Origin of the sequence: Streptomyces longispororuber, assembly GCF_024448165.1 — a bacterium.
In the GTDB taxonomy this organism is placed as follows: Bacteria; Actinomycetota; Actinomycetes; order Streptomycetales; family Streptomycetaceae; genus Streptomyces; species Streptomyces longispororuber_A.
In genome coordinates, this window is the sequence record NZ_JAMOLN010000031.1 from 19,662 (window position 1) to 45,332 (window position 25,671).

15 protein-coding genes and 1 riboswitch are annotated in these 25,671 nt (G+C 68.3%); of the genes, 9 read left to right on the top strand and 6 right to left on the bottom strand.

Translation table 11 applies throughout. The features are described from left to right. Positions 1 to 13: 13 nt before the first annotated feature. Both pglX and pglW read right to left on the bottom strand, forming a co-directional pair. Entirely contained in the window at positions 14 to 3,631 is a 3,618-nt protein-coding gene (gene pglX, locus M4J07_RS11770) for a BREX-2 system adenine-specific DNA-methyltransferase PglX (protein WP_255970754.1), read from the bottom strand. Beyond that, positions 3,628 to 8,373, bottom strand: a complete 4,746-nt coding sequence (gene pglW / locus M4J07_RS11775; RefSeq protein WP_255970756.1) for a BREX system serine/threonine kinase PglW — start codon at positions 8,371 to 8,373, stop codon at positions 3,628 to 3,630. The genes pglX and pglW overlap by 4 nt, the downstream gene beginning before the upstream one ends. Before the next feature lie 293 nt (positions 8,374 to 8,666). Here pglW and M4J07_RS11780 point away from each other — a divergent pair, with 293 nt between their 5' ends. The 7 genes from M4J07_RS11780 (at position 8,667) to M4J07_RS11810 (ending at position 17,806) form a co-directional block, all read left to right on the top strand. After that, positions 8,667 to 8,888 carry a hypothetical protein gene (locus M4J07_RS11780; protein ID WP_255970758.1) on the top strand — a complete coding sequence of 74 codons (222 nt, stop codon included), beginning with the start codon at positions 8,667 to 8,669 and terminating at the stop codon, positions 8,886 to 8,888. A 65-nt stretch (positions 8,889 to 8,953) separates the two neighbouring features. Beyond that, a complete protein-coding gene (locus M4J07_RS11785) occupies positions 8,954 to 9,574 on the top strand; it encodes a restriction endonuclease (RefSeq protein ID WP_255970760.1) in 621 nt (206 codons plus the stop codon). A 64-nt stretch (positions 9,575 to 9,638) separates the two neighbouring features. Then, entirely contained in the window at positions 9,639 to 10,046 is a 408-nt protein-coding gene (locus M4J07_RS11790) for an effector-associated constant component EACC1 (RefSeq protein WP_255970761.1), read from the top strand. Further along, the gene (locus tag M4J07_RS11795; RefSeq protein WP_255970763.1) at positions 10,043 to 13,738 is read left to right on the top strand and encodes a caspase, EACC1-associated type; all 3,696 of its coding nucleotides are present in this window, start codon (positions 10,043 to 10,045) and stop codon (positions 13,736 to 13,738) included. The genes M4J07_RS11790 and M4J07_RS11795 overlap by 4 nt, the downstream gene beginning before the upstream one ends. 203 nt (positions 13,739 to 13,941) lie before the next feature. Continuing rightward, a complete protein-coding gene (locus M4J07_RS11800; RefSeq protein ID WP_255970765.1) occupies positions 13,942 to 14,778 on the top strand; it encodes a vWA domain-containing protein in 837 nt (278 codons plus the stop codon). 17 nt (positions 14,779 to 14,795) lie between these two features. Next, positions 14,796 to 15,623: a hypothetical protein gene (locus tag M4J07_RS11805; RefSeq protein WP_255970767.1), complete on the top strand. Its 828-nt coding sequence runs from the start codon at positions 14,796 to 14,798 to the stop codon at positions 15,621 to 15,623. A 2-nt stretch (positions 15,624 to 15,625) separates the two neighbouring features. Then, the gene (locus M4J07_RS11810) at positions 15,626 to 17,806 is read left to right on the top strand and encodes a hypothetical protein (protein WP_255970769.1); all 2,181 of its coding nucleotides are present in this window, start codon (positions 15,626 to 15,628) and stop codon (positions 17,804 to 17,806) included. Positions 17,807 to 18,112: 306 nt separating this feature from the next. Here the strand turns inward: M4J07_RS11810 and M4J07_RS11815 are convergent, their stop codons facing one another. After that, positions 18,113 to 18,352, bottom strand: coding sequence for a hypothetical protein (locus tag M4J07_RS11815; RefSeq protein ID WP_255970771.1), 240 nt, complete (start codon positions 18,350 to 18,352; stop codon positions 18,113 to 18,115). Between the two features lie 480 nt (positions 18,353 to 18,832). Here M4J07_RS11815 and M4J07_RS11820 point away from each other — a divergent pair, with 480 nt between their 5' ends. Further along, positions 18,833 to 20,113 (top strand): MFS transporter, encoded by a 1,281-nt coding sequence (locus M4J07_RS11820; RefSeq protein ID WP_255970773.1) that lies wholly within the window; start codon positions 18,833 to 18,835, stop codon positions 20,111 to 20,113. On the opposite strand, the gene meaB is transcribed toward M4J07_RS11820, so the two are convergent. From meaB to M4J07_RS11835, 3 genes are read right to left on the bottom strand one after another with little or no spacing between them, the layout of a single operon-like run. Beyond that, positions 20,097 to 21,080 carry a methylmalonyl Co-A mutase-associated GTPase MeaB gene (gene meaB, locus M4J07_RS11825; protein ID WP_255970775.1) on the bottom strand — a complete coding sequence of 328 codons (984 nt, stop codon included), beginning with the start codon at positions 21,078 to 21,080 and terminating at the stop codon, positions 20,097 to 20,099. The two genes, M4J07_RS11820 and meaB, sit on opposite strands and share 17 nt — an antisense overlap. Before the next feature lie 16 nt (positions 21,081 to 21,096). Beyond that, positions 21,097 to 23,274: a methylmalonyl-CoA mutase gene (gene scpA / locus M4J07_RS11830; protein ID WP_255970777.1), complete on the bottom strand. Its 2,178-nt coding sequence runs from the start codon at positions 23,272 to 23,274 to the stop codon at positions 21,097 to 21,099. Next, positions 23,271 to 25,115: a methylmalonyl-CoA mutase family protein gene (locus M4J07_RS11835; protein ID WP_255970779.1), complete on the bottom strand. Its 1,845-nt coding sequence runs from the start codon at positions 25,113 to 25,115 to the stop codon at positions 23,271 to 23,273. Before M4J07_RS11835 ends, scpA begins: the two co-directional genes overlap by 4 nt. Positions 25,116 to 25,268: 153 nt before the next feature. Continuing rightward, positions 25,269 to 25,402: riboswitch (cobalamin riboswitch) on the top strand. A 35-nt stretch (positions 25,403 to 25,437) separates the two neighbouring features. Between M4J07_RS11835 and M4J07_RS11840 the strand changes: the two genes are divergently transcribed. Beyond that, the gene (locus M4J07_RS11840) at positions 25,438 to 25,659 is read left to right on the top strand and encodes a CbtB domain-containing protein (RefSeq protein ID WP_255970780.1); all 222 of its coding nucleotides are present in this window, start codon (positions 25,438 to 25,440) and stop codon (positions 25,657 to 25,659) included. The last annotated feature ends 12 nt before the right edge of the window (positions 25,660 to 25,671 follow it).

The window sequence follows — 25,671 nt, forward strand, 5'->3', positions numbered from 1 at the left end:
GTTCTCTGACGGGCTACTTCGTGGTGGCGCGGCGTCCTCTGGTCGCGGCGGCCGGGCGCCAGGCGCGCAGGTCGTCGTCGGTGAGGCCGTGCTTGCCCTGCTCCATCTGCCGGTCACCCTCGAAGAACTTGGCGGGCGTCGGGGAGAAGAGTGGGTCGGGTTCGTTGTGCCACTGGGTCAGCCACGGCTGGAGTTCGAGTAGCCCAGCGAGCAGCGGGGTGACCTCTTCGGTTGTCAGACCCTCGTGGGTGGCGATGTACGTGTCGAGGGCGATCGCCTGCTCGCGGTGGTCCCAGCCTGCCCAGCCGTACAGGTCGGGGGTAGCCACATTGGCCCGCGCGTACGAGATGAACCGCTCCTTCGGCACGTCCAGCTTGCCGCGTGCCCGCCAGTAAGAAGGGCGCAGGAAGTCGGCCGACGTGTACTTAGGCGGTACGGGTATGGAGTCCCGGATTTTTCGCTTGGCCAACTCGTCCGGAGCGGCGTCCTCCTGGCGTTGGAGATCCCAGACTCGCTCCCAATCTGCGCGTTTCTTGAGAGCAGCAGGCCTGTAGCGTAGTGCGGAGAGGAAGGGCACGTGCTCGTTGGTCAGTAACTCAGCTACGACGGCGGGCAGTTCTTTGTAGGGCGAATAGACTTTGGCGACGGAGACGAAGTCCTCGTCACGGGAAAGGTTATCGGTGAGGCGAGAGAGCGTGACGAGGGCAGGCATCCCGTTCTCGTCGAACCAGTGTGCACGGCCCTCGATCCGGTTAAGCAACCAACTCCGCAGGGCCTTCTCTTGGAGGGAGTCCCACCCTTCGGTGGCCCAGCGTCGCTTGTACTCGGGCCGCTCGACCATGCCGATGGCGCGGGACGACTCGATGGCATCGATCCGCTTCTGGACAACGTCGCGGTAAGCGGCAGGCCAGTGAGCGGGTATCTCGGTGATTGGCGTGGCTCCATGACGCTTGAACCACTCATCGCTGACCTCACCTGCGGCAACCCGACGCGCGAAGACAATTTCGAACGCGCGCTCACCGGGGGAAATCTCCGGGATATCGGCGGAGTCTGGATCCTCTGATGCACGTAGATCTTCGGGGTGCAGATTGTAGAGCGAGTAGACCTGCCAGTCCAGCTCTTCCTGGAGGGTTACCAATCGCGCACGGGTGGAGTGCCATTTTGCCCGCTCTTCACGGAGGGCAAGAGCGGAAGGGAAGGCCTTCTGGGTGAGAGTATTGGGACTGGCAGCGGTTGTCTGGTGGGCGACGGCATCAAGAGCGCTGGCTAGGGCGGTGGGGCGCTTTGCTGGAAGAGGGAAATCGAGCAACTTGGTGCCTGTGAACTCGTAAAATTGCTCCCACGCTTCGGTCTTAATGCCCGACTGGTGCCCTTCGGTCCCTTTGCTGTGGCTTACCATCTTGAGCCAGAAAGCGGCGGTGGAGCTGTTGAGGAGCCCAAGCAGCTGTAGGTATTCCTCCTCGCTGGCTCCGGTCCGCAGCTTGATCACTGGGGCCGTCTGTTTAAATACTTTCCCGCCCCGGGTCAGTGCGAAATGATTGTGCGTAGCGACAAACGGAAAGGAAATGCCGAGCGGTATTGAAAAGCGCTCCGGGTGCCATCGGCTCCACTCGTACCAAGTGAGACCAATCTCCTCGTGGGTGCCGCCAGGCTCTCGCCGTTTGCGCAATATGGGACGATAGCGCCAGAGTAGGGGAGCTAGGTCGTGAGTCAGTTCGGGGCGTAGTTCGGATCCGTACGGGAAGATCGATTCTGTATCGGAGGTGATGTTCCAATCGCGAACGGCATCGCCGCCAACTAGCGGCACTGTGTGGGAAGTGGTCACACCGTAACGCTGCAAGGTTCTGCTCGGTGCGAAGTAGGCTTCGTCGCTACCGGTGTGTGCATAGCGGCCGATGGCTCTTCTGACTTCAGCCAGTACTTGAACCTTCGACGCCTGGATCTGCTCATTCAACTCTAGGCCGCCGTCGGTCAGAATCCATGGCTGCTTGCCGAAATACCGGTACCGATCGAGGTCGTCGACAGATACCCACTGGCTTACAGACCCTGGCTGATCGATTTGGTCGACGATTGCCTTCCAGACAAAACCTTCTTCAGCCTTCTCGGGCGCAGCAGGTTCACCCTGAACGCTCCGCACCGTGCGAATCGTCGTCGATCGCGCACGTCCGCCCCGCCGTTGTCCTACCAGAATGACCGTCGGTGTGCCGTGCCCAGGAATATATGCACCAGATGTATCGATGACTTCCGTCAACTCTACCTCGTGGCCGAAGTATGCGCCAATTAGTCGTGTGCCAAACTCGCGCTTCATGAAAGAGTTCGCCGTGATCTGGCCGACTAGCCCATACCCGAAACCGCTCTCTGTGTCTCCAATTTTTGCCAACTCGAAGAAGCGCTGAGCAAAAGGAACCGATAATGCGTACTGGAGTGCACAAGCGTCGTACAGCCCCTTGTATAAATCGTTGAGTTTCGTGTCCTTCACTGTAATGTACGGCGGATTCCCTGCTACCACGTGGTATCGTCCCGGCAGCAGAATGTCAGGGTGCTCGTCTAAATCTTCAGTCTCGTACTTGAAGTCGGCCAGCTCATCGGCCCCCTCTTCCTGTAATCCGTCAAACAGGTTTCCCTGCTTGTGTCGGTTTCTGATGAGCGAGTCTCCCACTGCAAGATGGATTGGCCAGTCGTACTTGGCCGCCTTTGCCAGCGTCCGGACCTCGCTTGCCGCCATAGCTGCCACCAGCAATCGGAAACGAGCTATAGCAACTGCGAACGCATTCAGGTCCACCCCATGCACAGAGTCCAGGGCCTCTTTGACTCGCTCGTGCAAGTCCTTTCCCGGCCGCCCGTCTCCCCACAACCGCACCAGCCGACGAAATGCCCCCAACACAAAGTGCCCCGACCCACACGTGGGGTCGATCATCTTGAGGCCCTCGTACCCAAACTCTCGTACCGCCGGATCCATAGCCCGGTCGAGGATGAACTCCTCCACAAACTCCGGCGTCTGCAGCAGCGCGTACGCCTTCCGAGCAGCCTCGCTCAGGTCCTGATACAGGTCACCCAGGAACCGCGTATCCCACCCCTGCGTACCGTCCCCGTCTTCCTCCAGCGGATCCGTGAAGTCGTGGACGAGGAAACCGCCCTCATCCCGCCCCCGCCAGAAGTCCACCAAATCCCGCGCCCCGTCATGCGACAACGGAATGTGGAACAACGGATTGTGCCGCCGGTCAAACAACAACCGCCCCGCCTGCCCCGCCCCCAGCTCCGCGAACGCCTGCTCAAGCCAGCCCCGGTACGTCGGGTCCTCGGACCCCGCGACGTACTCCTCGAACCGAGCCAGCGCCAGATCCCGCCGATCGGCCTCCGGAGCCGTCAGATACGGCTCCGGTATCAGCCCGTTGTCCTCGCAGAACCGCACGAAGACGGTGCCCAACACCCACGCCACAGCGACCTGCGTGACCCGGTCGTCCAGCCACGAATTCCACGTAGCCGCCGTACGACCCAGCTTGCGCGCCCGCTCGTACTCAGCGCGTAACTTCTCGCCTTCCGGCACCACCTTGACCTGCTTGCCGAGGTCGACCTCGACCGCCTTGACCTGCTGCTTCAAATCATCTAACAGGGCTTTGCGGTCGATCACTTGTCTTCTCCCTCGTCACTGTTCACGATCACGTTCACGTTTGAGCCCGCAGCACCGGTAGCACCCGCAGCACCTGCGGCACGGGCATCCGTCACACCCGAGAGATAGTCCTTCTTCACCCACGAGTCAGGCAGGTCGATCCACTCGCCCAGACCCGCCTGATACGCCACCGCCGTATGCCCCAACTTCGGCTCACGCGCCGGGTCCGCCTGCGGCACCAGCAACCACAACCCCCGCCCGCCCTGCCGAGCCGCCTCTGCCAGCCGATCGAGGACGCCCATGCCGTCGTATCGGGAGAACACACCTGCCTCGGTCAGTAGAACCGGCCCGGAACCGGCCCCCGGCGCCAACAACTCCCGCACCTGCGGCTCCAACGAGCCCCACGCGGTCCGCGCGTACTCGCTGAACTTCAGCGCACCCCGCGAGCCCGGCTCCGCCACGTCCGCCTTCAGTAGCGTCTCCCACGTCGGCTTTGTCCCCGGAGGGACGAGCGCGTGCATCGACGACAGGAACAGCTCGGTCACGGACACCGCCCGTGCCCCGATGCGCTGCCCCGCCAGCCTCCGTACGGCCTCGACCGTACGGGCGTGGTGCACGGTCAGGACCCGATAGCCGTCCCGCCGGGCCGAGGCGAGGAGCCGCTCGTCCGCGCGGACACCACCGGCGACCAGCGGGTCGTCGGAGTAGCGCGTCACCGCGCCGGCCTCCGTCGACTGACGCCACTCCGCGACCGTCAGATAGGTGGACGCGCTGTCCATCCGCGTCGGTAGATAGCGGAGAGTCTTCGTGTCCTCGCGTGTCGACAGGGTGAGGTCGAAACCGGCGTCGCGCAGCGCCTTAGTCAGCGGCCCGCCGGTCGGCAGTTCGTGCGTGCTCGCGCCGCGGCCGTCCTTGATGACCAGCTCGGGGAAGCGCGCGCGCACCCGATCATTGACGTCCTCGCCCGTCAGACCGGGCTGCCGGGCTTCCGGTACGCCTGGGATCAGCCGTACCAGACCGGCCTGGGTGAGGCGCAGGGCCCGAACCAGGGGCAGGTCGCGCGCATAGATCTCCAAGCGAGGCGTGGCCGCCGCGTTCACGGAGGCGGCGGCGGCCAGTACGACCAGTCGCCGTTCGTCCCAGTCCACGACACCGGGCGGCGGGGTCAGCGCACCCAGCTCGCTCAGGACGGTCGTGGCCGTCGGTAAGGTGTCCAGCCGGGTCAGGCGGTCGGCTGTCTTGCCCAGTCGGGTCGCGTAGTCGAGGAGACCCGGAGCGGTCGGGGTGTCCGGAGCGTCGACCTCACGCACGTCCAGCGCGAGCAGACCCGCCGCCAGCACGTCCTCCGTCGCCCTTCGGTTCGGTTGGTGCTGGAACTCCGCTTCCTCCGGTTGGAGTTGCTCCACCTCTACGACAGCCCGCACCGCGGCCAGAGCCAGCGCTCGACGCTGCTCGCGCCCCGGCAACTGCGTTCCGCGTCGGACAGCGAGGGCGTCGGCGATCTCCACGGCGGGGGCGACCCGGCCGAGGCCCGCCAGCAGGCCGACGATCTCGTCCCGCAGTGCCTGGACTGCAGGGAGCTTCTTCCAGCGCTTGCGCTCCTCCTTCAGCATCTGCGGAATGCGCCCGGCGGAAAGGCCGAGCGCTTCGGCGATGTCCTTCTGCTTGGGCCAGACACCGATGCCGGGCAGGTTTCCGCGCTCGTCGGGAAGGCGCAGCAACAGCCTTACCATCTCGACCTTGTTGCTGTTGGAGCGGTTGTTGTTCAGCTCGGGCACGAAGAGGGTGGCGAGAGTGTCCAGGCTCACCGAGCGCAGGACAGTCTCCGTCAGGCGAGCCGAGCCTTCGTCCGTGGCCAGCGCTCCGGCCGCCGCCGACCCGCTGGCCTTGAGCTGAGCGAGCTCCTCCTTCGCCTCCGCACGCCCTTTCGGGGTGAGCGGCGAGAGCGATGCCTCGCGCAGCAGCTTCCCCCACTGGCGCTGGCGGCGCTGTACCTCGGTACGGGTCTTGGTGCCGAGGCCCGGCGCGTTGAGGAGCTTGCTGCGGCTGTAGTCGAGGAGGCCCCCGACGGTCGTGATGTCGAGGCCATAGAGGAAGGACTCCGCGGCCGGAGTGAGACCGGCGGCGGACAGGTGGGTGTCGCGGGTGACCGCCGCCGCTAGTCGCTCGCGCTGCTCGTCCGCGGTGAGCGGCTCCGCGTCCGCGATCGCCGCCGCGTGCTCGCCCGCCGCGGTCTCCTGCGGTGCGGGCTCGGGGGGGCGGGAACGGTGACTGGACGGGACGGTCTGCGTGGCGTCGAGGAAGATCTTCCGCCAGGCGTCCCGCATCGGCTTCAGCTCGGCGAACCGCTTCGCCGCGTCCCGGTGGAGCGCCTTGCGGAAGAAGGCGACCAGGCTGTCCCGGACTGCGGGTTCGAAGGCGTCGGCCTGGACGGTCGGGTACGGGAAGTCCTTCGCGTCCATCATCCTCGGCGGGAGCGAGCCGTCGCCCCACTTGGGTAATTCGCCCGAGGCCATCTGGTGGAGGGTGACGGCTATCGCGTACCGCTCGGCGTGCGAGTCGTACGCGGTGCGGGTCAGGCTGCCGATGAACGGGTCGAGGTATCCGTCGGTGCCCGCCTCGTAGTCCTTCGCCGGGTAGCCCGCGAGGGAGAAGTCTATGAGGACCAGTTCGCGGGTGCGGTTGGGGCGGATGCGTATGGCGATGTTGTCCGGCTTGATGTCGCGGTGCCAGACGCTCTCGCCCTCCAGGAAGTCCACGGCTCCAAAGAGATAGTCGCCGTACGCCTCCAACTGGTCCATCTTCAAGCGGCCGTGCTCGCGCAACTGGCGCGCGACCGTCTCCTCGCGGCGGCGGGTGCGCGTGTTGGTGCTTGTGCCGGTGCTGGATTCGGAGGTCTCGGCGTCCGGCTCGGTGGCCTCGCGCTCGTCGCCGACGTACTCCAGGGCGAGGACGGTGCGCGAGCCGATGTGCAGGGGTTGCGGTTCGACGAGCCGGATCACGCGGGAGTCGGGACGCAGCCGGTTCATCACCTCGGCTTCGTGGACCAGGACTTGGCCCCTGCTGTCCGAGAGGGCCACCTTCAGGACGGCAAGGGGCCGGGTCTTGCGTGCCTCGGCCTCCAGGTCGCGTACGAGAAAGGCCCGGCTGGTGGAGCCGGTCCCGAGGCGGCGCCGGACCTCCCAGCGCCCGCCGAGCACATCGCCGGCCACCGCATCGAGGGGGTCCTTCTCGGGGCCCTCGGCCGGTTCGGGATCGGGCAGTGAGGTCGGGGCGGTCAGACCGTCCTCGACGATCTCCAGCATCTCCAGGAACTCGTCCACCGAGGACAGGCGTTGACCGGGCCGGTAGGCGGTCGCCGCCTGCACCAGGAAGTCGATGTCCTCGGAGAGGTCGTCGACCAACGAACTGGGGCGCAGGCCCTCGCCCGCCTCGAGCCGTGCAAGGAGTTCGGCCTGGCTCGCAGCCGGGGCCCTGCCCGTAACGAGGAGGTACGTGAGGACGCCGAGGCCGTACACGTCCAGGTAGACCGGGTCGGCCTTGAGAGCGGTCAACTCCGGGGCGAAATAAGGGTCGGAGCCCTCCGCCAGGTGCATGGCTGAGAGCGCGGTCGGCGCGAAGCGGGTCATGCCCTGCCCGTTGTCGCCGTCCGTGCCGGAGGCACGCTGGGTGGCGATCTGCCAGTCCGATATCTCCAGGCGGGGGGTGAGCCAGGCAGCGTCCTCCCCGACGGCGCGACCGCGGCGGCCCCGGTCTCGGGGGATCACATGAACGGCGCGGGCAGCCAGCGCCCGGTGGTGGATGCGGGCGGAGTGCGCGGAACGCATCGTCTCGGCGAGCTGGCGGACCAGAGCCATGCGGCCGAGGATGTCGAGGCCCTTGCCGTGCTGGAGCAGATACTCGTCCAGGCGCAGCGTGCGCGGGTCCCAGTCGAAGATCAGGGAAGGGCCCGCGGAGTGCCCGGACGGGTAGTACTGCTTGAGCTGGACCACGCCTGGGTGCCTAAAGCGCTGCAGTACGGCCGCTTCACGGCGGGCTGCGTTCTCCACCGACCGCCGGATCGACGTGTCCGATCCGCGTTCGCTGAGGTAGACGCGGACCCGGGCCACCTCGGGCAGCTCGCTGTGCCTTGCTTCGTAATCGGACCAAGTCGGTCCGGAATCCAAGGACTTGCGGTCCAGCTGATACGGGCCGACGTTGTACTCGGCGTCACTGCGCCGGATGCCGATCCGTTCGAGCTTGGCCTTGATCTCACGGGATTCGACGGCGTTGATGCGGCGCCGCTCGTCGCGCGGCGGCTGCTTCAGCATGGTGACCAGCTCGTCGACCGTGTGGACGCCGTTCTGATCGTGCGCGGGCAGGCGGACACGTAAGCCGCTGTCGGTGAAGCAGACGGCCTCGCCGACCCAGACTCGCCGGCCGTTCTGGCTCAGCAGCGTGGCCAGTTCCTTCGCCTTCTTGTTGACGAGGTGGAGCGGGTTGCCGTGCGGGCGACGGTGGCCACCGGGGGTGGTCTGCACCCAGGTGCCGTTCTCGCTGGTCACGGAACCGTGCCAGTTCTTGAGTTCGATCATGTAGACGCCGCTGGGCGCGACGACGAGGAGGTCGACCTCGCGGACGTGCCCGGTGTGGGCGGTGAAGGTGAAGTTCGACCATGCGCGCCAGGGATCGGCGTCGGCCAGCCTCTCCCGGATGGCTTCCAGACCACGGTGTTCATGGTCGAACTCGGACTCGGTGACCGTGGTCCACCGGCCTTGCCGCATACGCTGTACCCGCCCCTTGAATCTGCCGCCAGCCACTGCCCGTCGGTGTCTTTACATGCTGTTTCCGCCACGTCACGGGCCCGGTGAATCCTAGCCGTGGCTGACGAAGGTGGGTAAGTCGTGCGTTCGACCGCATCCGTCGATCTTGGGGGCGCGTGCAAAGGAAACGCACGGAAAGTTGGCGTCGACGCTCCCGTGCGCCCCCAATTCGGCCAGCTCGGCCGAAGAAGTACTGGTCGGGATGCACGGCTTCCCGAATACTCGTGAGGCATAGGCGGGGGACGGGGGATCTGATGCTGCTCGCCATGGCATCACTGGTGATCGGTGGCACCGCGCCGGTGTCGCGTTGCGGCGGTCCGACAGCCTTCCACCGGCCGTGTCGCCGAAGGCGCAGGGGGCTGTTTGCACGCTGCCGCGACCGCACCTTCACGTTGGTCACGATCACCGATCTGGCAGGCCTCGCGCTGTTCGGGCTGGCCGGTGGCATGCTTGCACTCTTCGGCCCGGCCGTGTGATGCGGCGCAGGCGGAGCCAAGGAGGGTGGGCGGCAATTCCCTGGTGGGCGTGGGGGACAGGGGCCTTGGCCGGAATCGCCGGTCTGTGGCAGGCCGCCGAGCAGTGGCCGGTGCGGACGGGCATCGTGCTGGCCGCCGCAGTATTGGGACTGGGCCTGAAGCCGGGACGGCTGGCCCTGCGGAGATGGAGTGCACGCTCGGCGCATCCTGCTGGACCCGTGCGATATTCGCTGCTGCATCTTGATGCCCTGGATCCCCGGGGGTTCGAGCTGGCGGTCTGTTCCTTGCTGCGCCGGGACGGCCTGACTGCGGAGCATGTGGGCAGAGCCGGGGACAAGGGCGCCGACGTACTAGTCGTCGACCGTTCGCGACGACGGGTCGTCGTGCAGTGCAAGCGGCTGCGGCCGGACCGCAGGGTCGGGGACCAGGACGTACAGCGAGTCAACGGCACGTATCGCCACGACCACGGTGCTCACTTCGCGGTGATCGTCACCACCGGAGGATTTACGGCGGCCGCGAGGGCCAGCGGTCCACGCTATGGGATCCACCTGGTGGACCGGGATGCGCTGGAGAGGTGGGCGGACATGGGCGAGCCGCTGTACAGAATCCTGCGGATTGCGGACGTGGACGCACGGCGCAGGCGCTGGGTGACCGGCACATGGCGACGGGAAAGATCAATAGGCTGACGGATCATCAGTAGCGCGGGTAATTCCGTTCGCGAGTAGGCGAGTTGGCGGTACGAGGGAGAACATGTCCGACGAGATCGAGTCCGCGCAGATCCAGGTCTTTGGTGCCGACCCGCGGCATGCGGAGCTCGAAGCACGAGAGCTCCGCGATGCTCTGCGCCAACTGGACGGCGCCCAGGTGCGCTTCGCCTCTTCTGAAGAGCAGCGAAACGCGGCGGGTGCGAAGGGGACGGAACTGCTGACCCCGGAGGTCGTACTCATCCTCACCACGGGCACCTTCGCGCTGGCGCGAACTGCCATCAAGGCGTGGGTCGACGTCCGTAAGAGCCGCAGGGTGCGTGTCGTGCACTCCGACGGCACGGTCACGGAGCTGCAGGGCGGAGTGTCCGGGCGTGAGGTGAGGGCGCTGCGGGACGGCCAGGGCGGACAGAGTGACGGGCCGGGCGGCAGCGGTCCGGGAGGCGAGCGATGAGCCGTCAGCACGCCTTGCTCGTCGGCACCGCTGTCTATGAGGACGTGAAATTTTCCGCCTTGCCCTCCGTACGTGCGGATGTTCACTACTTGAGCCAGATCCTGGAGATGCCTTCGGTCGGCAGGTACGAGAAGTGCATACGGGTCGAAGACTCGTCGAAGGCGGCGATCAAGCAGGCCGTCGAGGCATTTCTCAGGGACCGGGAGCCGGACGAACTGGTCGTGCTCTATCTGAGCGGCCACGGGGCGTACGACCGTGAGGACGGTCAGCTCTACTACGTCACCACGGACACCGAGGCTGACCGGCTCCAGCAGACTGCACTCGAAGCTTCGTACGTGACAGACCAGTTGGAGAAATGCGCTGCGCGGCGCAAGGTCCTGTTGCTCGACTGCTGTTTCAGCGGCAGCGCGGTGCAGGGATTTCGCAGCAAGGGGGCCACTCACTCGTCCACCGCACCGGTGGTCGAGGCCAGCGGTGTGTACGTCATCACCGCGTCGCAACACTGGGAGCAGGCCTTCACCACCGATGCGGACAAGCCCTCACAATTCACCAAAGCGATGATCGAAGGCCTGCACTCGGGACAAGCGGACCTGGACGGTGACGGGAAGGTCTCGGCGAACGACCTGTTCCGGTACATCAGCCGTGACCTGCGGAAAACACCTGACAGACGCCGGCAGACACCGACACAGTCCAGTCTTCAGGTGACCGGCGACATCTATCTCGCCACCGCCGCCACCGGCCGTCAGATCCCTGCCCTCAAACCATTGCCTGCCGGCCTCACCGCGGTTCCCGACGGATCGAGAGGCGTGACACCGGCACCGGTCAAGGCTGCCGAGGCAGCGCACGACGACTCCGCCTTCACCGACGCCGACTGGAGTCGGCTGCTGGCCTACTACCAGCACTGCCTGGAGGCGGAGAACTCCACCGACGAACTGCTGCCGCTGGTGGGCAGCGACCCTCCACGCGCGGTCTGGCCCGCCGGGGAGGAAGTTCTGCTCTCCGGTACGGAAACCACGGTACAAGCGCCGCAACGCGTCGTGGACCTCGCCGAGCGTGCGCAGAAGGACGGCGCAGACCTTTGGTACGGATACCCCGCCGCTGTCCTCTACGACGGCAAACGGCAGATGTGCGCGCCGCTCGCGATGCGTCAGATCGAGGTCGAACGCGATCCTCAGGGACGCAGCGTGGTGACGCCCACAGGGCCGATCGTCCTGCATCCCCAACTCGTTCTCGACCGGCTGGGCAAGGATGAAGGCAAGGAGCTGCTCGCCGCCTACCAGCCCAACTGGCGTCCGGGCTTCCGGGAAGACATGGTCCGTGACCTGCGCAGTCTGCTGCAGGAACTGGGGCTGCCCGACACCGAGCACCTGGATCCCGGATCGCTCGGCGACGGCAGCTCGCTCTACGCCGCGCATGAGGGCGCCCGCAATGTGGCGATCGTTTTCGCCGCACGGTCGGACTCGGCGGCCACCGCACAGCTGATGAAGGACTACAAGACGCTGCAGAAGAGCGTCGGGCAGTTCCCGGACACCGCGCTCGGGGCGCTCACCGCGAGAGCGGACCATGCGGTGGACGAGAGCGCCGAGCAGGAGGTGCAGGTCGTCGCACCGCTGGAACTGAACGAGGGGCAGGAGGCGGTCATCCGGGCCGCCATGGTCCGCCCGCTCACCGTCGCGACCGGCCCGCCCGGCACCGGGAAAAGCCAGCTCATCGTCAACGCGGTTGCCACGGCCAGAGCGGCCGGCCAGACCGTGCTCGTCGCCTCGACCAACAACAAGGCGGTGGACGAGGTCTGGGAGCGCTGCGAATCCCTGGCTCCGGGCCTTCTCGTACGTACGGGCAACCAGACAGCCGTCGAAGAAGAGCTGCGGACGCTGGAGAAGCTGACTCGTGTCGCTCGGCCTCACCAGTCATCCCAGATACACCGCGGTGAACTGAGGAACCATCTTCGCGAGCAGAGGGCGCTGCGCCGCAAATTCACGGAGGTCGCCGGCCTGGAGCGGGAGCTTGCCGACCTCGGACGACTCCGCTTCTCCTACGCCGAACAACACCATGGCGACCCCGAGACACTCGCTGCGGCTCTCGGCGACGATGTCTCCCTCGGCCGGTGGCTGCGCCGGGCCCGTACGGCCGCCCGCCTCGGAATCTTCGGAGGATGGCTGCGCGGCCGGTGCGTGCGCAGGCTCGGCCCTGTGCCGGTCCAGGTCGCGGGCCGTCAGAACTTCGCCGAACTGCTGATGTTCGCCGAAGCGGAAGCCGACTGGCGTCGGATGCGCACCGCAGCCGAAGCGGCGCCCGACGACGCCCAGCTCCACGCCACGCGCCAGGATGCCGACCGGCGAGTCCGTGAGGCCGCGACAGCATTGCTGCAGTCGTCGGTGGCGGAGCAGGCGATGACCGCCCGCGCTGCCATCCATGAGCGCATCGAGGCCGTGCGGGCACGATCATCGAGGCAGTGGTCGACCCTGGACCGCATCCTGCCGCAGGTCTCGGGCTGGGCAGTCACCGCGCGGTCTGCACGGCGGTTCCGGGACCGGGCCGCCCTCTTCGACCTGGTGATCGTGGACGAAGCCAGTCAGTGCTCCGCGCCGGATGTGCTGCCGCTGCTCTTCCGCGCCCGGCGTGCCCTGGTGATCGGCGACCCCATGCAGCTACAGCACATCACCACACTGCAGCCACGCCAGGAGGCGGAGGCGCACCGGGGAGCAGGACTGCGGGCGAGCTGGCTCGACGAGCACCGGCTCGAGCACCGCCGCTACTCCTCCTTCCATGCGGCAGCCCACGCGGCAGGTGAGACGTTGCTGCTCGACGAACACTTCCGCTGCCACCCGGACATCGTCGGCATCGCGAACCGGCACTGCTACGGCGGCCGGCTGACCGTCCTCACCGACCCCCGATCGCTGCGGCGCATCGATGGAGTCGACGCCGTGCAGTGGCTCGACGTGAAGGGGACGGCGCGTAGGGGCCGTAACGGGTCGTGGCTGAACCAGGACGAGGCCGACCGCGTTCATCTCTCGGTGGAACGCCTGCTCAAGCGGCTTCCGCACGGTTCGACCGTAGGCGTCGTCACTCCATTCCGGGCGCAGAAGGACCTGATCGCCGGCCGCTGGCAGCACGAACCACGGGTCAGGGTCGGGACGGTGCACACCTTCCAAGGAGGACAGCAGGATGTGATCCTGCTGTCCCTCGTCGCGTCCGACCGGATGCGTCCGAGCGCGGTCAACTGGCTTTCCCGCGAGGTCAACCTCTGGAACGTGGCCATCACACGGGCCCGTTCGCATCTCATCGTGTTCGGCGACCGAGACTTCTGGTCGGTCCGGCCCGGCATGCCGCACGCACTCCTCGACGCGGCCGAGGCCAAGGACGGCCTCCCTTCGCTCGGCATTCACCCGGAACATTCCGACGAAGACGTCGGAGACCGGCTGCAGTACCTGCTGACGGACGCAATTCCGGGAGTCCTGATTGACCGGAATACCACAGTGGACGGCTATCCCTACGACTTCGACGTCCGCCGCAGCTCAAAGAGCGTTCGGATCCGACTCGACCATGGTGCGTCCACCGGGGCAGAGGCCGCACGTCACCTGAGACTCGCACTCGGCCGAACGGCACTGCTGCCCAACGGCGTTCGGATCCCTGCCTGGCAAGTGTGGGACGGGCGGACGGAACGGGTGGTGGGACGACTCGACAATTGAAATGCGCAGGGAGGGGCGGGCAGCGCTGCAGAACGCACCGGGATGAGCGCGAAGCGCGATACGACTGCGACGGACAAAGCCTGTCCCTATCATTGGACCGGGGGATCTCGGTGTCCCGGCCCGCACGCCGGAGACCGCTGCGTCGGCATGCCGTACGAGCTTCTCCGACGACCGGTTTCTTCTTATTCCGCCAGGAGTTCACCGTGCCGTACACGGCAGAGATCAGCCGCTCCAACCCGACGAGCATCATCTTCCTCGTCGACCAGTCGACCTCCATGAGCGATCCCATCGGTGGTGAAGTACCGCAGCAGAAGGCCGATGTCGTCGCCGACGCGATTAATCGCCTGCTCACCGAACTCTCCGTCAAGTGCGCGAAGGAAGAGGGCGTACGCGACTACTTCCACGTCGCGGTCATCGGCTACGGAGCCACCGTGGGCTCGGCGCTCGCGGGGCCGCTCGAAGGACGGGACCTCGTTCCCCTGAGCGAGGTGGCAGACAATCCGGCCCGCATCGACGAGCGGAGTAAGAAGGTTTCCGACGGTGCCGGGGGACTGGTGGAGACCGCCGTCAACTTCCCTCTGTGGATGGATCCGGTCGCCCATGGCGGGACCCCGATGAACCGTGCGTTGCAGTACGCGGAGGGACTCGTCGCAGGCTGGACCGAGCGGTATCCGGCTGGATTCCCGCCCATCGTCATCAACCTGACGGACGGCGAGTCGACCGACGGCGACCCCACCGCGGCCGCCGACGCCGTCACCTCCCACGCCACAGCGGACGGAGCGGCACTGCTGTTCAACCTGCATGTGTCCGCGGCAGGCGGCACACCGACCGCGTTCCCCGACTCTGCGGACACCCTTCCGGACAGCTACGCCCGGACCCTGTTCGGCATGTCCAGCCCGCTGCCGAGCCACATGCGCTCGTACGCGGCCTCGCAGGGGCAGCGGGTCAGCGAGACCACTCGTGGTTTCGTCTACAACGCTGACATCACCACGGTCGTCCAGTTCCTCGACATCGGTACCCGGGCCACCGAACTGCGGTGATGACCTCCACTTCCTGCGTGTACGTCACGCACCTGGTGGCCCCCAAGAAAGGAAGCACGGCAGCGGAATGCGAAGACGCCGTCGCCGTGCTTCCCGGGCATCCGCACGATCACATGCTGCGGGAGCCATTCGCGGCAGGCGTCTGCGACGGAGCCACGGAAAGCGCACTGGCCAAGGACTGGGCCATGCTGCTGTCCCGCGCCGCGGCCGAACACGCCATGGCGCTGCCGGACGCGCTTGTGGGCGGAACCGCCTTCGAGCAGTTCGCAGCATCCGTGGTGGCCCAGTGGGATCCCTGGCTGGCCGACTACACACTGACTCGCCAGGCAGAAGGGCGTCCGCTGAAGTGGTACGAGCACACCAAGCTCGCGGAGGGTGCCTACGCGACGCTGCTCACGGTGCGCGTCGACCCGGAGAGCGGTGCCCACGACGGCGAAGCGGCACCGTCCTGGCGGTGGCGTGCCGCTGCGTTGGGGGACAGCTGCCTGTTCCACCTGCGCGACAACCAGTTGATACAGACGTTCCCGGTGTCGGCCGTCGAGGAATTCGGCACCACGCCCGATCTCTTCGGCAGCCGCAACCGTGATGCCGCGCTCCTTGCCGACCGCACGAGATTCACCAGAGGGAACTGTCGGCCGGGAGACCGCCTGCTCCTGATGACGGACGCCCTGGCCGCTTGGCTCATGTCGGCCCCGGACCAGGCCGACGCTGTCGGCCAGCTCCTCGAGTACGCCGGGCCCGACGACCTGGACGATTTCAACAACTGGCTGAACGGGCTACGGGACAGCCGGCAGTTGCGCAATGACGACGTGGCATTCGTACGGATCGATTTCGAGGGACGGTGAACATGGGCCCGGCCACCGGTTCGCAGCGCCGGTTCCCCAGCGGCGCCGAGTATGCGGAAGCCCTGCAGCACACCCAGTTGTGCTTCCATCATCCAGAACTCAGAGGCGCCCGGCCCGAGCTGACCGGACTCGGCCTGCCGCGCCCCATCTCCGGTGCCTTCGCCAGTGTCTTTTCCCTGACCTCGCCTTCATCGGGCCGCCGGTACGCAGTCAAATGCTTCACCCGCCACGTCCCGGACCAGGAGCGTCGGTACGAGGCCATCAGCTCCCGACTCGCCCTGCTCGATCCGGCGGAGCTCTCCCAGCCGTGGAACCTCGGCTTCGAGTACCTTCCCGACGCCATCAGCGTCGGGCGGGAACGCTACCCGGTCCTCAAGATGGAGTGGGCCGAGGCCGTCACCCTGTCCTCATGGCTCGACGACAACCATGCGGACCGGATCGCCGTCGATCGCCTGGCCGATCGGTTCGAGGAACTGACCCGGGACCTGGCGGACCACCAGATCGCCCATGGCGATCTGCAGCACGGCAACCTGCTCGTTGCGAGCGACGACACCTTGCGGCTGGTCGACTACGACGGCATGTACGTCCCGGCACTGGCCGGCCTGGGAGGGACCGAGCGAGGGCACCGGAACTATCAGTCGCCCCTGCGGGGGAACGACGACTTCGGAGTGGATCTTGACCGGTTCTCCACCTGGGTCATCTTCCTCTCGTTGAAGGCGATCGCCTCGGAACCGGCCCTGTGGTCCCGATTGCACGAACCCAGCGGCGAATTCCTCCTGCTCACCGAGGACGATTTCACGAGCCCGGCCGGGTCCGCACGACTGCAGACACTGCTCACCCACCCCGACCGCATGGTGAGCGGACTCGCCGACCAGGTGCGGACCCTGGCCTGCCAGCCCCTGGACATGCTGCCGCCGCTCACCCTGGCGGTGCCCAGGCAGCGCGCAACCGCAACGGTGATCACGGACACCACTGCTCACAGCGCGGCCGCCGCCCCGGGTACGGGTGGTCTGCCCAGCTGGATGACCGGACACGTCGCCTCTGCGGCGTCGCAGACGCAGCCCGCGCCCTCGGTCGCCTCACCGGACAGATTCCAGTTCAGGACGCCACTGGATGCCGCCGTAGCCGTCGTCTGGCCCGTGATGCTGGCAGTGACCGTGCTGGCCCTTGCCATGGGCCTCTCGACAGCGCTGTTCGGTCCGGCAGTCCCGATGCTCGCCGCCGCCGCGTTCTCGGTGTTCGGGCGGGCCCGCCGCACGGAGCGGGCTCAGACACGGGCCGTTCTCTCCGGGCTCACAGCAGAACTGGACCAGCTCGACGACCCGGTCAAGGCCGAGCGGAAGCTACGCAAGGACCGGGCGAAGTTCGACGCCGCAGAGACGAAGCGCACCGCGGACCACCCACGAGAACAGAGCAAGCTCACCGCGAGCTACCACGGCGAGCTCCAGCAGATCGAGAAGCGCAGGATCCGTAAGCGGCAGGAGCTGGACAAGAAGATCGCCGGGCTTTCGGCGGAGCGAGGGAAAGCATTACGAACGGCGCTTACCACCCGGCAGTCCGCCTACGTGAGGGACCGTCTCGGACGACAGCTGATCGCCCAGAATCCGCCATACGGCATCGGACCGAAGCTGGCCGCGCGACTTGCGGCAGCAGGAGTCCGTACCGCAGCCGACTTCACCGGATACCGAACCGTGCACAATGCGCACTACAACAGTGTCGGTGCCCAACTGGTGCTCAGCAACGGCCGCCGTATAGACGTCCAGGGCATCGGTGAGACCAAGGCCATCGCGCTCGATGCCTGGCGCAGACAACTGGTCGCCGCTGCCGAAGCTCGTCAGCCCACCGCGCTCACGGCACAGGAACGACAGTCGATCGACCAGGGCATCGAGGTTCGGCGCACCCGCCTCACCGCTGAGCTCCTCTCCGTGGACGCGGCAGCTGAAGCCTCACGGACGAAGGCACAGAAGGAGTTGGAGGATGGCCAGGCGCGGCTCACTCGGGAGAACACCCTGGCCGGCGAGCGGGCCCGGCAACAGCGACAGGAGTTCAGTCGGCGCGCGGTTACGCTCCAGCAGAACAGTGCCCGCCATGCGGCGCTGAGTTCTGCTGCCGAGACTGCTGAGGCACATCGGCGCAGGCTGTCCCTCCTGCGATACCTGCGATTCCTCTACACCGGTCGCTGAACCGCGCCCCTGGAATGAGTGATGTCGCATCCACGGCCGACCTCGTGCTTCATACGGTCGAAGGCGCCCATCGCTCCGGACGCAGGATCGCCGTATCTCCGACCGTGGAGGAGCGCACAGTGATGTCCGCTAGATCGGCAGGGTGGGTGGTGGCGAAGTCGAGCTCCTGGCTCGGGCGGTGGACGATGCCGTGGGCCCGGACCGCGTAGCTCCCCTTGAGGGCCAACCCGCAGGGGAGTCCCAGGTCGAGGGTGTCGCCGAAGAGCCGCCTGTGATGATCGGGCAGATCGGGCAGGCTCTGCAGAGTTACGCAGCGGCCTCGGTGAAGTTGGTGTACAGGCCGGGAACGGTTTCCTCCCATGTGGTACGGATGCCGCGGCCGACCATCTTCTGTGGCCGGGGCCAGGAGCGGGCAAGCCGGTCGCTGTCGAGGTAACGGACGTAGTCTTCGTACAGGGCGATGCGGTACATGTCGAGCCGCAGATTCTCGTCCGGGAGGGCGAACGTATGCAGGCCGGAACAGGCGAGGGGCAGGGCGAGGCTCACGGTGCCGCTGGTGGGTTCGGTCAGTTCGGACAGGGCGGCCGGCAGCTGATTGGGTCGGGGCCCCGCCGCGACGTCGGACTCGGCCTGTCGGAGTCCGCTCCGCTCTCCCGCATGGAGTGGTCCTGGACCGTGCGTGTTCATGGGACCCCGATAGGGCGGTGCAGGACTGGGGCCGGCGCAGGGTTGAGACGGACGGAGCCTGGACCCGCGACGCTCGTTTGACGCTCGCACCCCTTCGAGGCGTGTCGGGGGATGGTGTAAATGTTGCCTGAGCTGCAGTTTCTCAAGGTGTCCTCTGATAGGACGTCTTCCCGATGACGCATCACGTGGAGTGCGTGGCGATCCTGGAGCCGGCCGACAAGGGCGAGAAGGCCGAGAAGGGGCGCTGACCGCAGGCGGGTAGGGTCCGTCGTGCTGCCGGGGTGAGAAGGGGGGCGGGGCGACATTCGCGCGAGGTCGAAGTCGAAGGCGACGTCGAAGGTGACGTCGAAGTCGAAGGTGAAGGCGGCCTCGGAGGCGAAGTCGTCCGTCATAGCCGCTCCCGGGATGCCCCACCTGATCCTCCTCGCGGGCTTCTGTCTCGCCGGGTTCGCGCTGCTGTTGCCCGTCTCGCCCGAGTGGGCCGTGCATGGTGGCGCCGACGAGTTCGGGGCCGGGCTCGTCACCGCCACGCTCATGGCCACCACCGTGCTGGCCCAACTGTTCGTCAGGGCCGTTCTGCGCAGGGCGGGTTGGCCGCGGACGCTCGCCCTGGGGGCCCTGCTGCTCGGGCTGCCCGCGCCGGTGCAGGCGGTCAGCGACAGCTTGTGGGTGATCCTGCTCAGCACCGGGCTGCGCGGGCTCGGCTTCGGCATCGTCACCGTGTGCGGGTCCACCGCCGCCGCGACCCTCGCACCTGCCGGGCGCCAGGGCGCGGCCATCGGGCTGTACGGGCTTGCGCTCGCCGTGCCCCAGATGGTGCTGACCCCGGCCGCCCCGGCCCTCGCAGCGGCCCTCGGCCTTCCGGTGATCATCGCTTGCGGTGTCCTGCCCGTTCTCGCCCTGCCGTTCGCCCGCGGGCTTGGGCGGGCCGTCGACGCGCGTACCCGGGAGTCCGGGGCGGAGCAGGCCGGTGCGGACGCCTCGCCCACGGCCACTGTGCTCCGTCGCATCCGGCTGCCGCTGGTCACCCTGTTGCTGGTGACCGCGGCCGGCGGGGCCGTGCTGACCTTCACGCCCCAGTTCGCCGGCCGGCCCGCCGTGGCCGCGGCGGCGCTGCTCCTCTTCACCGCCACCGCCGCGGGCAGCCGGTGGGGCTGCGGGGTCCTCGTGGACCGCTTCGCGCCCCGCCCGCTGACCTGCGCCCTTCTGGTCACCGGCTGCGCCGGGCTCGCCCTCGTCGCCGTCGCCGTCCGCTCCGGGCAGCCCTCGATCGCCGTGCTGGCGGCCGGTCTCCTGCTGCTCGGGACCGCGTACGGCGGGCTGCAGAGCATCACCTTCGTACAGGCCTTCAGCCAGGCCGGAGCCGGAAACCGGCACACCACCTCCGTCGCCTGGAACATCGGCTACGACTCCGGTACCGGACTCGGCTCCCTGCTGCTCGGCCTCGCCGCCCGGGCCGCGACCTTCTCCACCGGATTCGTCGCGTTGTCCGTGGCCATGGCCGTTGTCGCGGGCGTGGTCGTGGCGGCAGGCCGTCGGCCGTCACAACCCGTGTCCGCCGCACCCTCGACCGGGGCGGCGGGGCGCGACGCACGGGCTTCGGTCAACGACCGGCTCTGAAAGCCTCCAGGATGCGTTCCGCGGCCAGCGTCGCCGTCAACTCGCCCTGCCTCACCCGCTGTTCGAGACCGGGGGCGAGGGAGCGGACCTCGGGGTCGGCCCGCAGCCGGCCCAGCAGTTCGTCGCGGACCATCGTCCAGGTCCAGTCGACCTGCTGATCGCGGCGCCGCGCGTCGAGCCGGCCCGAGGAGTCGAGGAGGGCGCGGTGCTGCTCCAGCCGCTGCCAGACCACGTCGAGCCCGGTCGACTCGCGGGCGCTGCAACTGAGCACGGGCGGCGCCCAGAAGGCGTCCTTGCCGTGCATGAGCCGGAGCGCTCCCGCCAGTTCCCGTGCGGCCGCCTGCGCGTCCCGCTCGTGCGGGCCGTCGGCCTTGTTCACGGCGATCACGTCGGCCAGCTCCAGGACGCCCTTCTTGATGCCCTGCAACTGGTCGCCGGTCCTGGCCAGCGTCAGCAGCAGGAAGGAGTCGACCATGTCGGCGACCGCCGTCTCCGACTGGCCCACGCCGACCGTCTCGACCAGCACCACGTCGTAGCCGGCCGCCTCCATGACCACGATCGACTCACGGGTCGCCTTCGCGACCCCGCCGAGCGTGCCCGCCGTGGGGGAGGGCCGGACGAACGCCGCGGGATCGACCGCGAGCCGCTCCATCCGGGTCTTGTCGCCCAGGATCGACCCGCCGGTCCGGGTGGACGACGGATCGACCGCGAGGACGGCGACCCGGTGCCCGAGACCGGTCAGCATCGTGCCGAAGGCGTCGATGAACGTCGACTTGCCCACCCCCGGCACCCCGCTGATGCCGATGCGCCGCGCCCGGCCGCTGTACGGCAGCAGCCGGGTGAGCAACTCCTGGGCCAGCGCGCGGTGTTGCGGGCGCGTGGACTCGACGAGGGTGATCGCCCGGGCGACGATCGCCCGCTTCCCGTCGAGGACGCCCTTGACGTACGTGTCGAGATCGATGGCCATGGTCGCGGTCACCGGCTCACAGGTCGTCGTGCCCGAGGTCGGCGGCCAGCCGCGCCACCAGGTCGTGGGCCGCGTCCGGGATCACCGTGCCGGGCGGGAAGACGGCGGCTGCGCCCATCTCCAGGAGCGTCGGCACGTCGGCCGGCGGGATCACTCCGCCGACCACGACCATGATGTCGTCGCGCCCCTCCTCGGCCAGGGCCTCGCGCAGCGCCGGCACGAGGGTGAGGTGTCCGGCCGCGAGCGACGACACCCCCACGATGTGCACGTCCGCCTCGACGGCCTGGCGCGCCACCTCGCCCGGGGTCTGGAACAGCGGGCCGACGTCGACGTCGAAGCCGAGGTCGGCGAAGGCGGTCGCGATCACCTTCTGGCCGCGGTCGTGACCGTCCTGGCCCATCTTGGCGACGAGGATGCGCGGCCGGCGGCCCTCGGCCTCGGCGAACGCGTCCACCTGGGCCCGGGTGCGGTCCACCGACGGCGACTGGCCTGCTTCGTTGCGGTACACGCCGGCGATCGTACGGATCTGCCCGGCATGCCGCCCGTACACCTTCTCCAGGGCGTCGGAGATCTCGCCGACGGTCGCCTTCGCGCGCGCCGCGTGCACGGCGAGCTCCAGCAGGTTGCCGTCGCCGCCCGCGGCCCGGGTGAGCGCGTCGAGCGCGTCCTGGCAGACCCGTTCGTCGCGCTCCTCGCGCAGCCGCCGCAGCTTGGCGATCTGCTGGGCGCGCACCGAGGAGTTGTCGACCTTGAGGACCTCGATCTGCTCGTCGCTGTCGACCCGGTACTTGTTCACCCCGATCACCGGCTGCCGGCCGGAGTCGATGCGGGCCTGGGTGCGGGCCGCGGCCTCCTCCACGCGCAGCTTGGGGATGCCCGCGTCGATGGCCTGCGCCATGCCGCCCGCCTGCTCGACCTCCTGGATGTGCTGCCAGGCGCGCCGGGCGAGGTCGTGGGTCAGCTTCTCGACGTAGGCGCTGCCGCCCCACGGGTCGATGACCCGGGTCGTACCGGACTCCTGCTGGAGCAGCAGCTGGGTGTTGCGGGCGATGCGGGCGGAGAAGTCGGTGGGCAGTGCGAGCGCCTCGTCGAGCGCGTTCGTGTGCAGCGACTGGGTGTGGCCCTGCGTCGCCGCCATCGCCTCCACGCACGTGCGCGTCACGTTGTTGAACACGTCCTGCGCCGTCAGCGACCAGCCCGACGTCTGCGAATGGGTGCGCAGCGACAGGGACTTGGCGTTCTTCGGGTCGAACTGCTTCACCAGCTTCGCCCACAGCAGGCGCGCCGCGCGGAGCTTGGCGACCTCCATGAAGAAGTTCATGCCGATCGCCCAGAAGAAGCTGAGGCGCGGCGCGAACGCGTCCACGTCCAGGCCCGCCTCGCGGCCCGCCCTGATGTACTCCACGCCGTCCGCGAGGGTGTACGCCAGCTCCAGGTCGGCCGTCGCGCCCGCCTCCTGGATGTGGTAGCCGGAGATGGAGATCGAGTTGTAGCGCGGCATCCGCTGCGAGGTGTACGCGAAGATGTCGGAGATGATCCGCATCGAGGGCTTGGGCGGATAGATGTAGGTGTTGCGGACCATGAACTCCTTGAGGATGTCGTTCTGGATGGTCCCCGCGAGCTTCTCGGGCGGTACGCCCTGTTCCTCGGCCGCCACGATGTAGAGCGCGAGGATCGGCAGCACCGCGCCGTTCATCGTCATCGACACCGTCATCTTGTCCAGCGGGATGCCGTCGAAGAGCTGGCGCATGTCGTAGATCGAGTCGATGGCCACGCCCGCCATGCCGACGTCACCGGTGACGCGCGGGTGGTCGCTGTCGTAGCCGCGGTGGGTCGGCAGGTCGAAGGCGACCGACAGGCCCTTCTGACCGGCCGCCAGATTGCGCCGGTAGAAGGCGTTCGACTCCTCGGCCGTGGAGAAGCCCGCGTACTGCCGGATCGTCCAGGGCTGGTTCACGTACATCGTCGGATAGGGGCCGCGCAGGTACGGCGCGACGCCCGGATACGTGTCCAGGAAGTCGAGGCCCTCCAGGTCACGGCCGGTGTACAGCGGCTCGACGGCGATTCCCTCGGGGGTCTCCCACCGGAGGTCGTTGCCGTCCGTGGCCCGCTTCAGCGCGGCGCGCCACTCGTCGGTGCCGGGGGCGCCCGCCGGGGCGCCGAGATCGATCGCCGAGAAGTCGGGGACGGTCATCGGGACACTCCCATGCGGTCGAGCGAGGCGGAGAGCACGGCCACGGCGTCGCAGCCGGCGTAGACGTAGGTGTCGATGCCCCCGGACTGGTCGGTCTGGGCCGACTGGTCGGACCGGGCCGGCCGGCCGGCGAGGAGGACGTGCTCGGCGCCGGCCGCCCGCAACTGCCGGACGGTGGCGTCGGCCTGCTCCGCGTACACCTCGTCGCTGGAGCACAGGCACACCTCGCGCGCCCCGCTCTCCTCGAAGGTGCCGTCGCTGACGGGCTCGATGCCGCCCGCCTGGAACAGATTGGCGGCGAAGGCGAGCCGGGCGGTGTGGGCGCCGGCCGGGCCGAGCGCGGCGAGGAACACCCGGGGGCGGGCTCCGGTGGCTTCGAGATGGGCGTCGGAGCGGGCCCGCAGCACCTCGAAGGCCTCGTCGCGGCGGACCCGCGGCAGACCGCCGGACGGGGGCTCGGGCGCCGGGGCGCGCCGCACCGGCTTCTCGTCGAGGTGCGGGAACTCGCTGACACCGGTGATCGGTTCACGCCGCTGGGCGAGGCGGGCGCTGCGCGCCGCCCAGGTCTCGGCGAGCCGGTCGCGGACCAGGCCGGAGCGCAGGGCGGCCGCCTGCCCGCCGGCCCGCTCGATCAGCTGGAAGAACTCCCAGCCCGCGTGGGCGAGTTCGTCGGTGAGCCGCTCCACGTACCCGGAGCCGCCGGCCGGGTCGATGACCCGCGCCAGGTGCGACTCCTCGATGAGGATCGTCGAGGTGTTGCGGGCGATCCGCCGCGCGAACGCGTCCGGCAGGCCCAGCGCGTCGTCGAAGGGCAGCACCGTCACGGAGTCGGCGCCGCCGACGCCCGCCGCCAGCGTGGCGATGGTGGTCCGCAGCATGTTCACCCACGGGTCGCGGCGCGTCGTCATCACCGACGAGGTCACCGCGTGCTGGCGCTGCGCACCCGCGTCGGCCGCCCCGCAGGCCTCGGCGACGCGCGCCCACAGCCGGCGCGCCGCCCGGAACTTGGCGATGGTCAGGAACTGGTCGGCGGTCGCCGCGTACCGGAACTCCAGCTGTGCCAGCGCCTGCCGGACCGTCAGCCCGGCCGCCGTCAGCAGGCGCAGATAGGCGACCCCGGTCGCGAGCGACGCACCCAGCTCCTGCGCGGCCGAACCGCCCGCCTCGTGGTACGGCAGGGCGTCCACGGTCAGTGCCCGCAGGCCGGGATGGCGTGCGATGCACCGGCGGGCGAGCTCGACGACGGCCTCGTCGTCGTACCCGGTCCCGGTGCGCGCCTCGTGGCCCAGCGGGTCCGCGCCCAGGTTGCCGCGCGCGGCGTCGTCGGCGACGCCCGCGTCCGCGTACAGACGCAGCAGCCGGTCGGCGGCGGCCGCGGTCTCGGCGCCCGCGTCCAGGACGATCGGGGCGAGGTCCAGCAGGACGCCGTCGAGCGCCGTGGGCAGGGCCTCGACGGGGATCCCGCCGGAGCCGCCCACGGTCAGCCACAGTGACGTGACACCGTTCTCCAGGTCCGCGAGGACGGCCGTGGCGTCGGCGACGGCGTGCCGCTGGCGCACGTCCCAGCCGCCCACGACATTGCCCTCGGCCCGGCCGCCGCGCACGAACGGCGCGAAACCGGGCAGGCCGGAGGCGACCGTGGTCGCGTCCCCGGAGGTGTACAGCGGGCGGGCGCGCAGCCCGTCCTCGAGCGGAGTGGACAAGGCGTCTTCCGCCTCGGCCGCCGAGAGTTCCTTGCCCGACTTGCGCAGGACACCAGCGACCAGGTGCTGCCACTGCTCGTGCGTCGCGTCGGGGAACTCGGCCGCCAAGGAAAGCCCGTCGTCTGGCAGGACCGTCATGCTCGGATGCTAGGGGAGATGACTACAGCGACAGCAGAGCCGACCCGTGTGACCTTGTTCGCCTTGGCTTCCCGGCCGGTTGCGACTATGAGCGGTCCCCGGGCCCCGCGCGCCCCCGGCCGCCGTCCGCACGGTCTTGGCCATGGACGCGTCACACGGTAGCGTCATGTCGTTATCGACGACGGTCGACGGAAGCCGGTGAGAGTCCGGCACGGTCGCGCCACTGTGAACGACGAGCCCCCGGGCTCCTCGTGAGTCAGACCCGTGACGGTCGTCATGTGCACCAACGAAACGGGACGCGAACTCCCAAGGAGGCACTGCCATGGCGCAGCCTGTCGCCCAGCCGACCGCCACCACGCCGGTCCTGCCGGCCAAACTCCCGCTGAAGGTCATCGCCCCCTGGGCCGCCTTCTTCGGCATCCTGATGCTGGTCCTGCTGTACTTCGTCGGCGCCGAACAGGGCGCCACCTCCGTGTTCAGTGGCGCGGGGGTCCATGAATGGGTGCACGACGCACGCCACCTGCTCGGCTTCCCCTGCCACTGATCCAGAGGGACG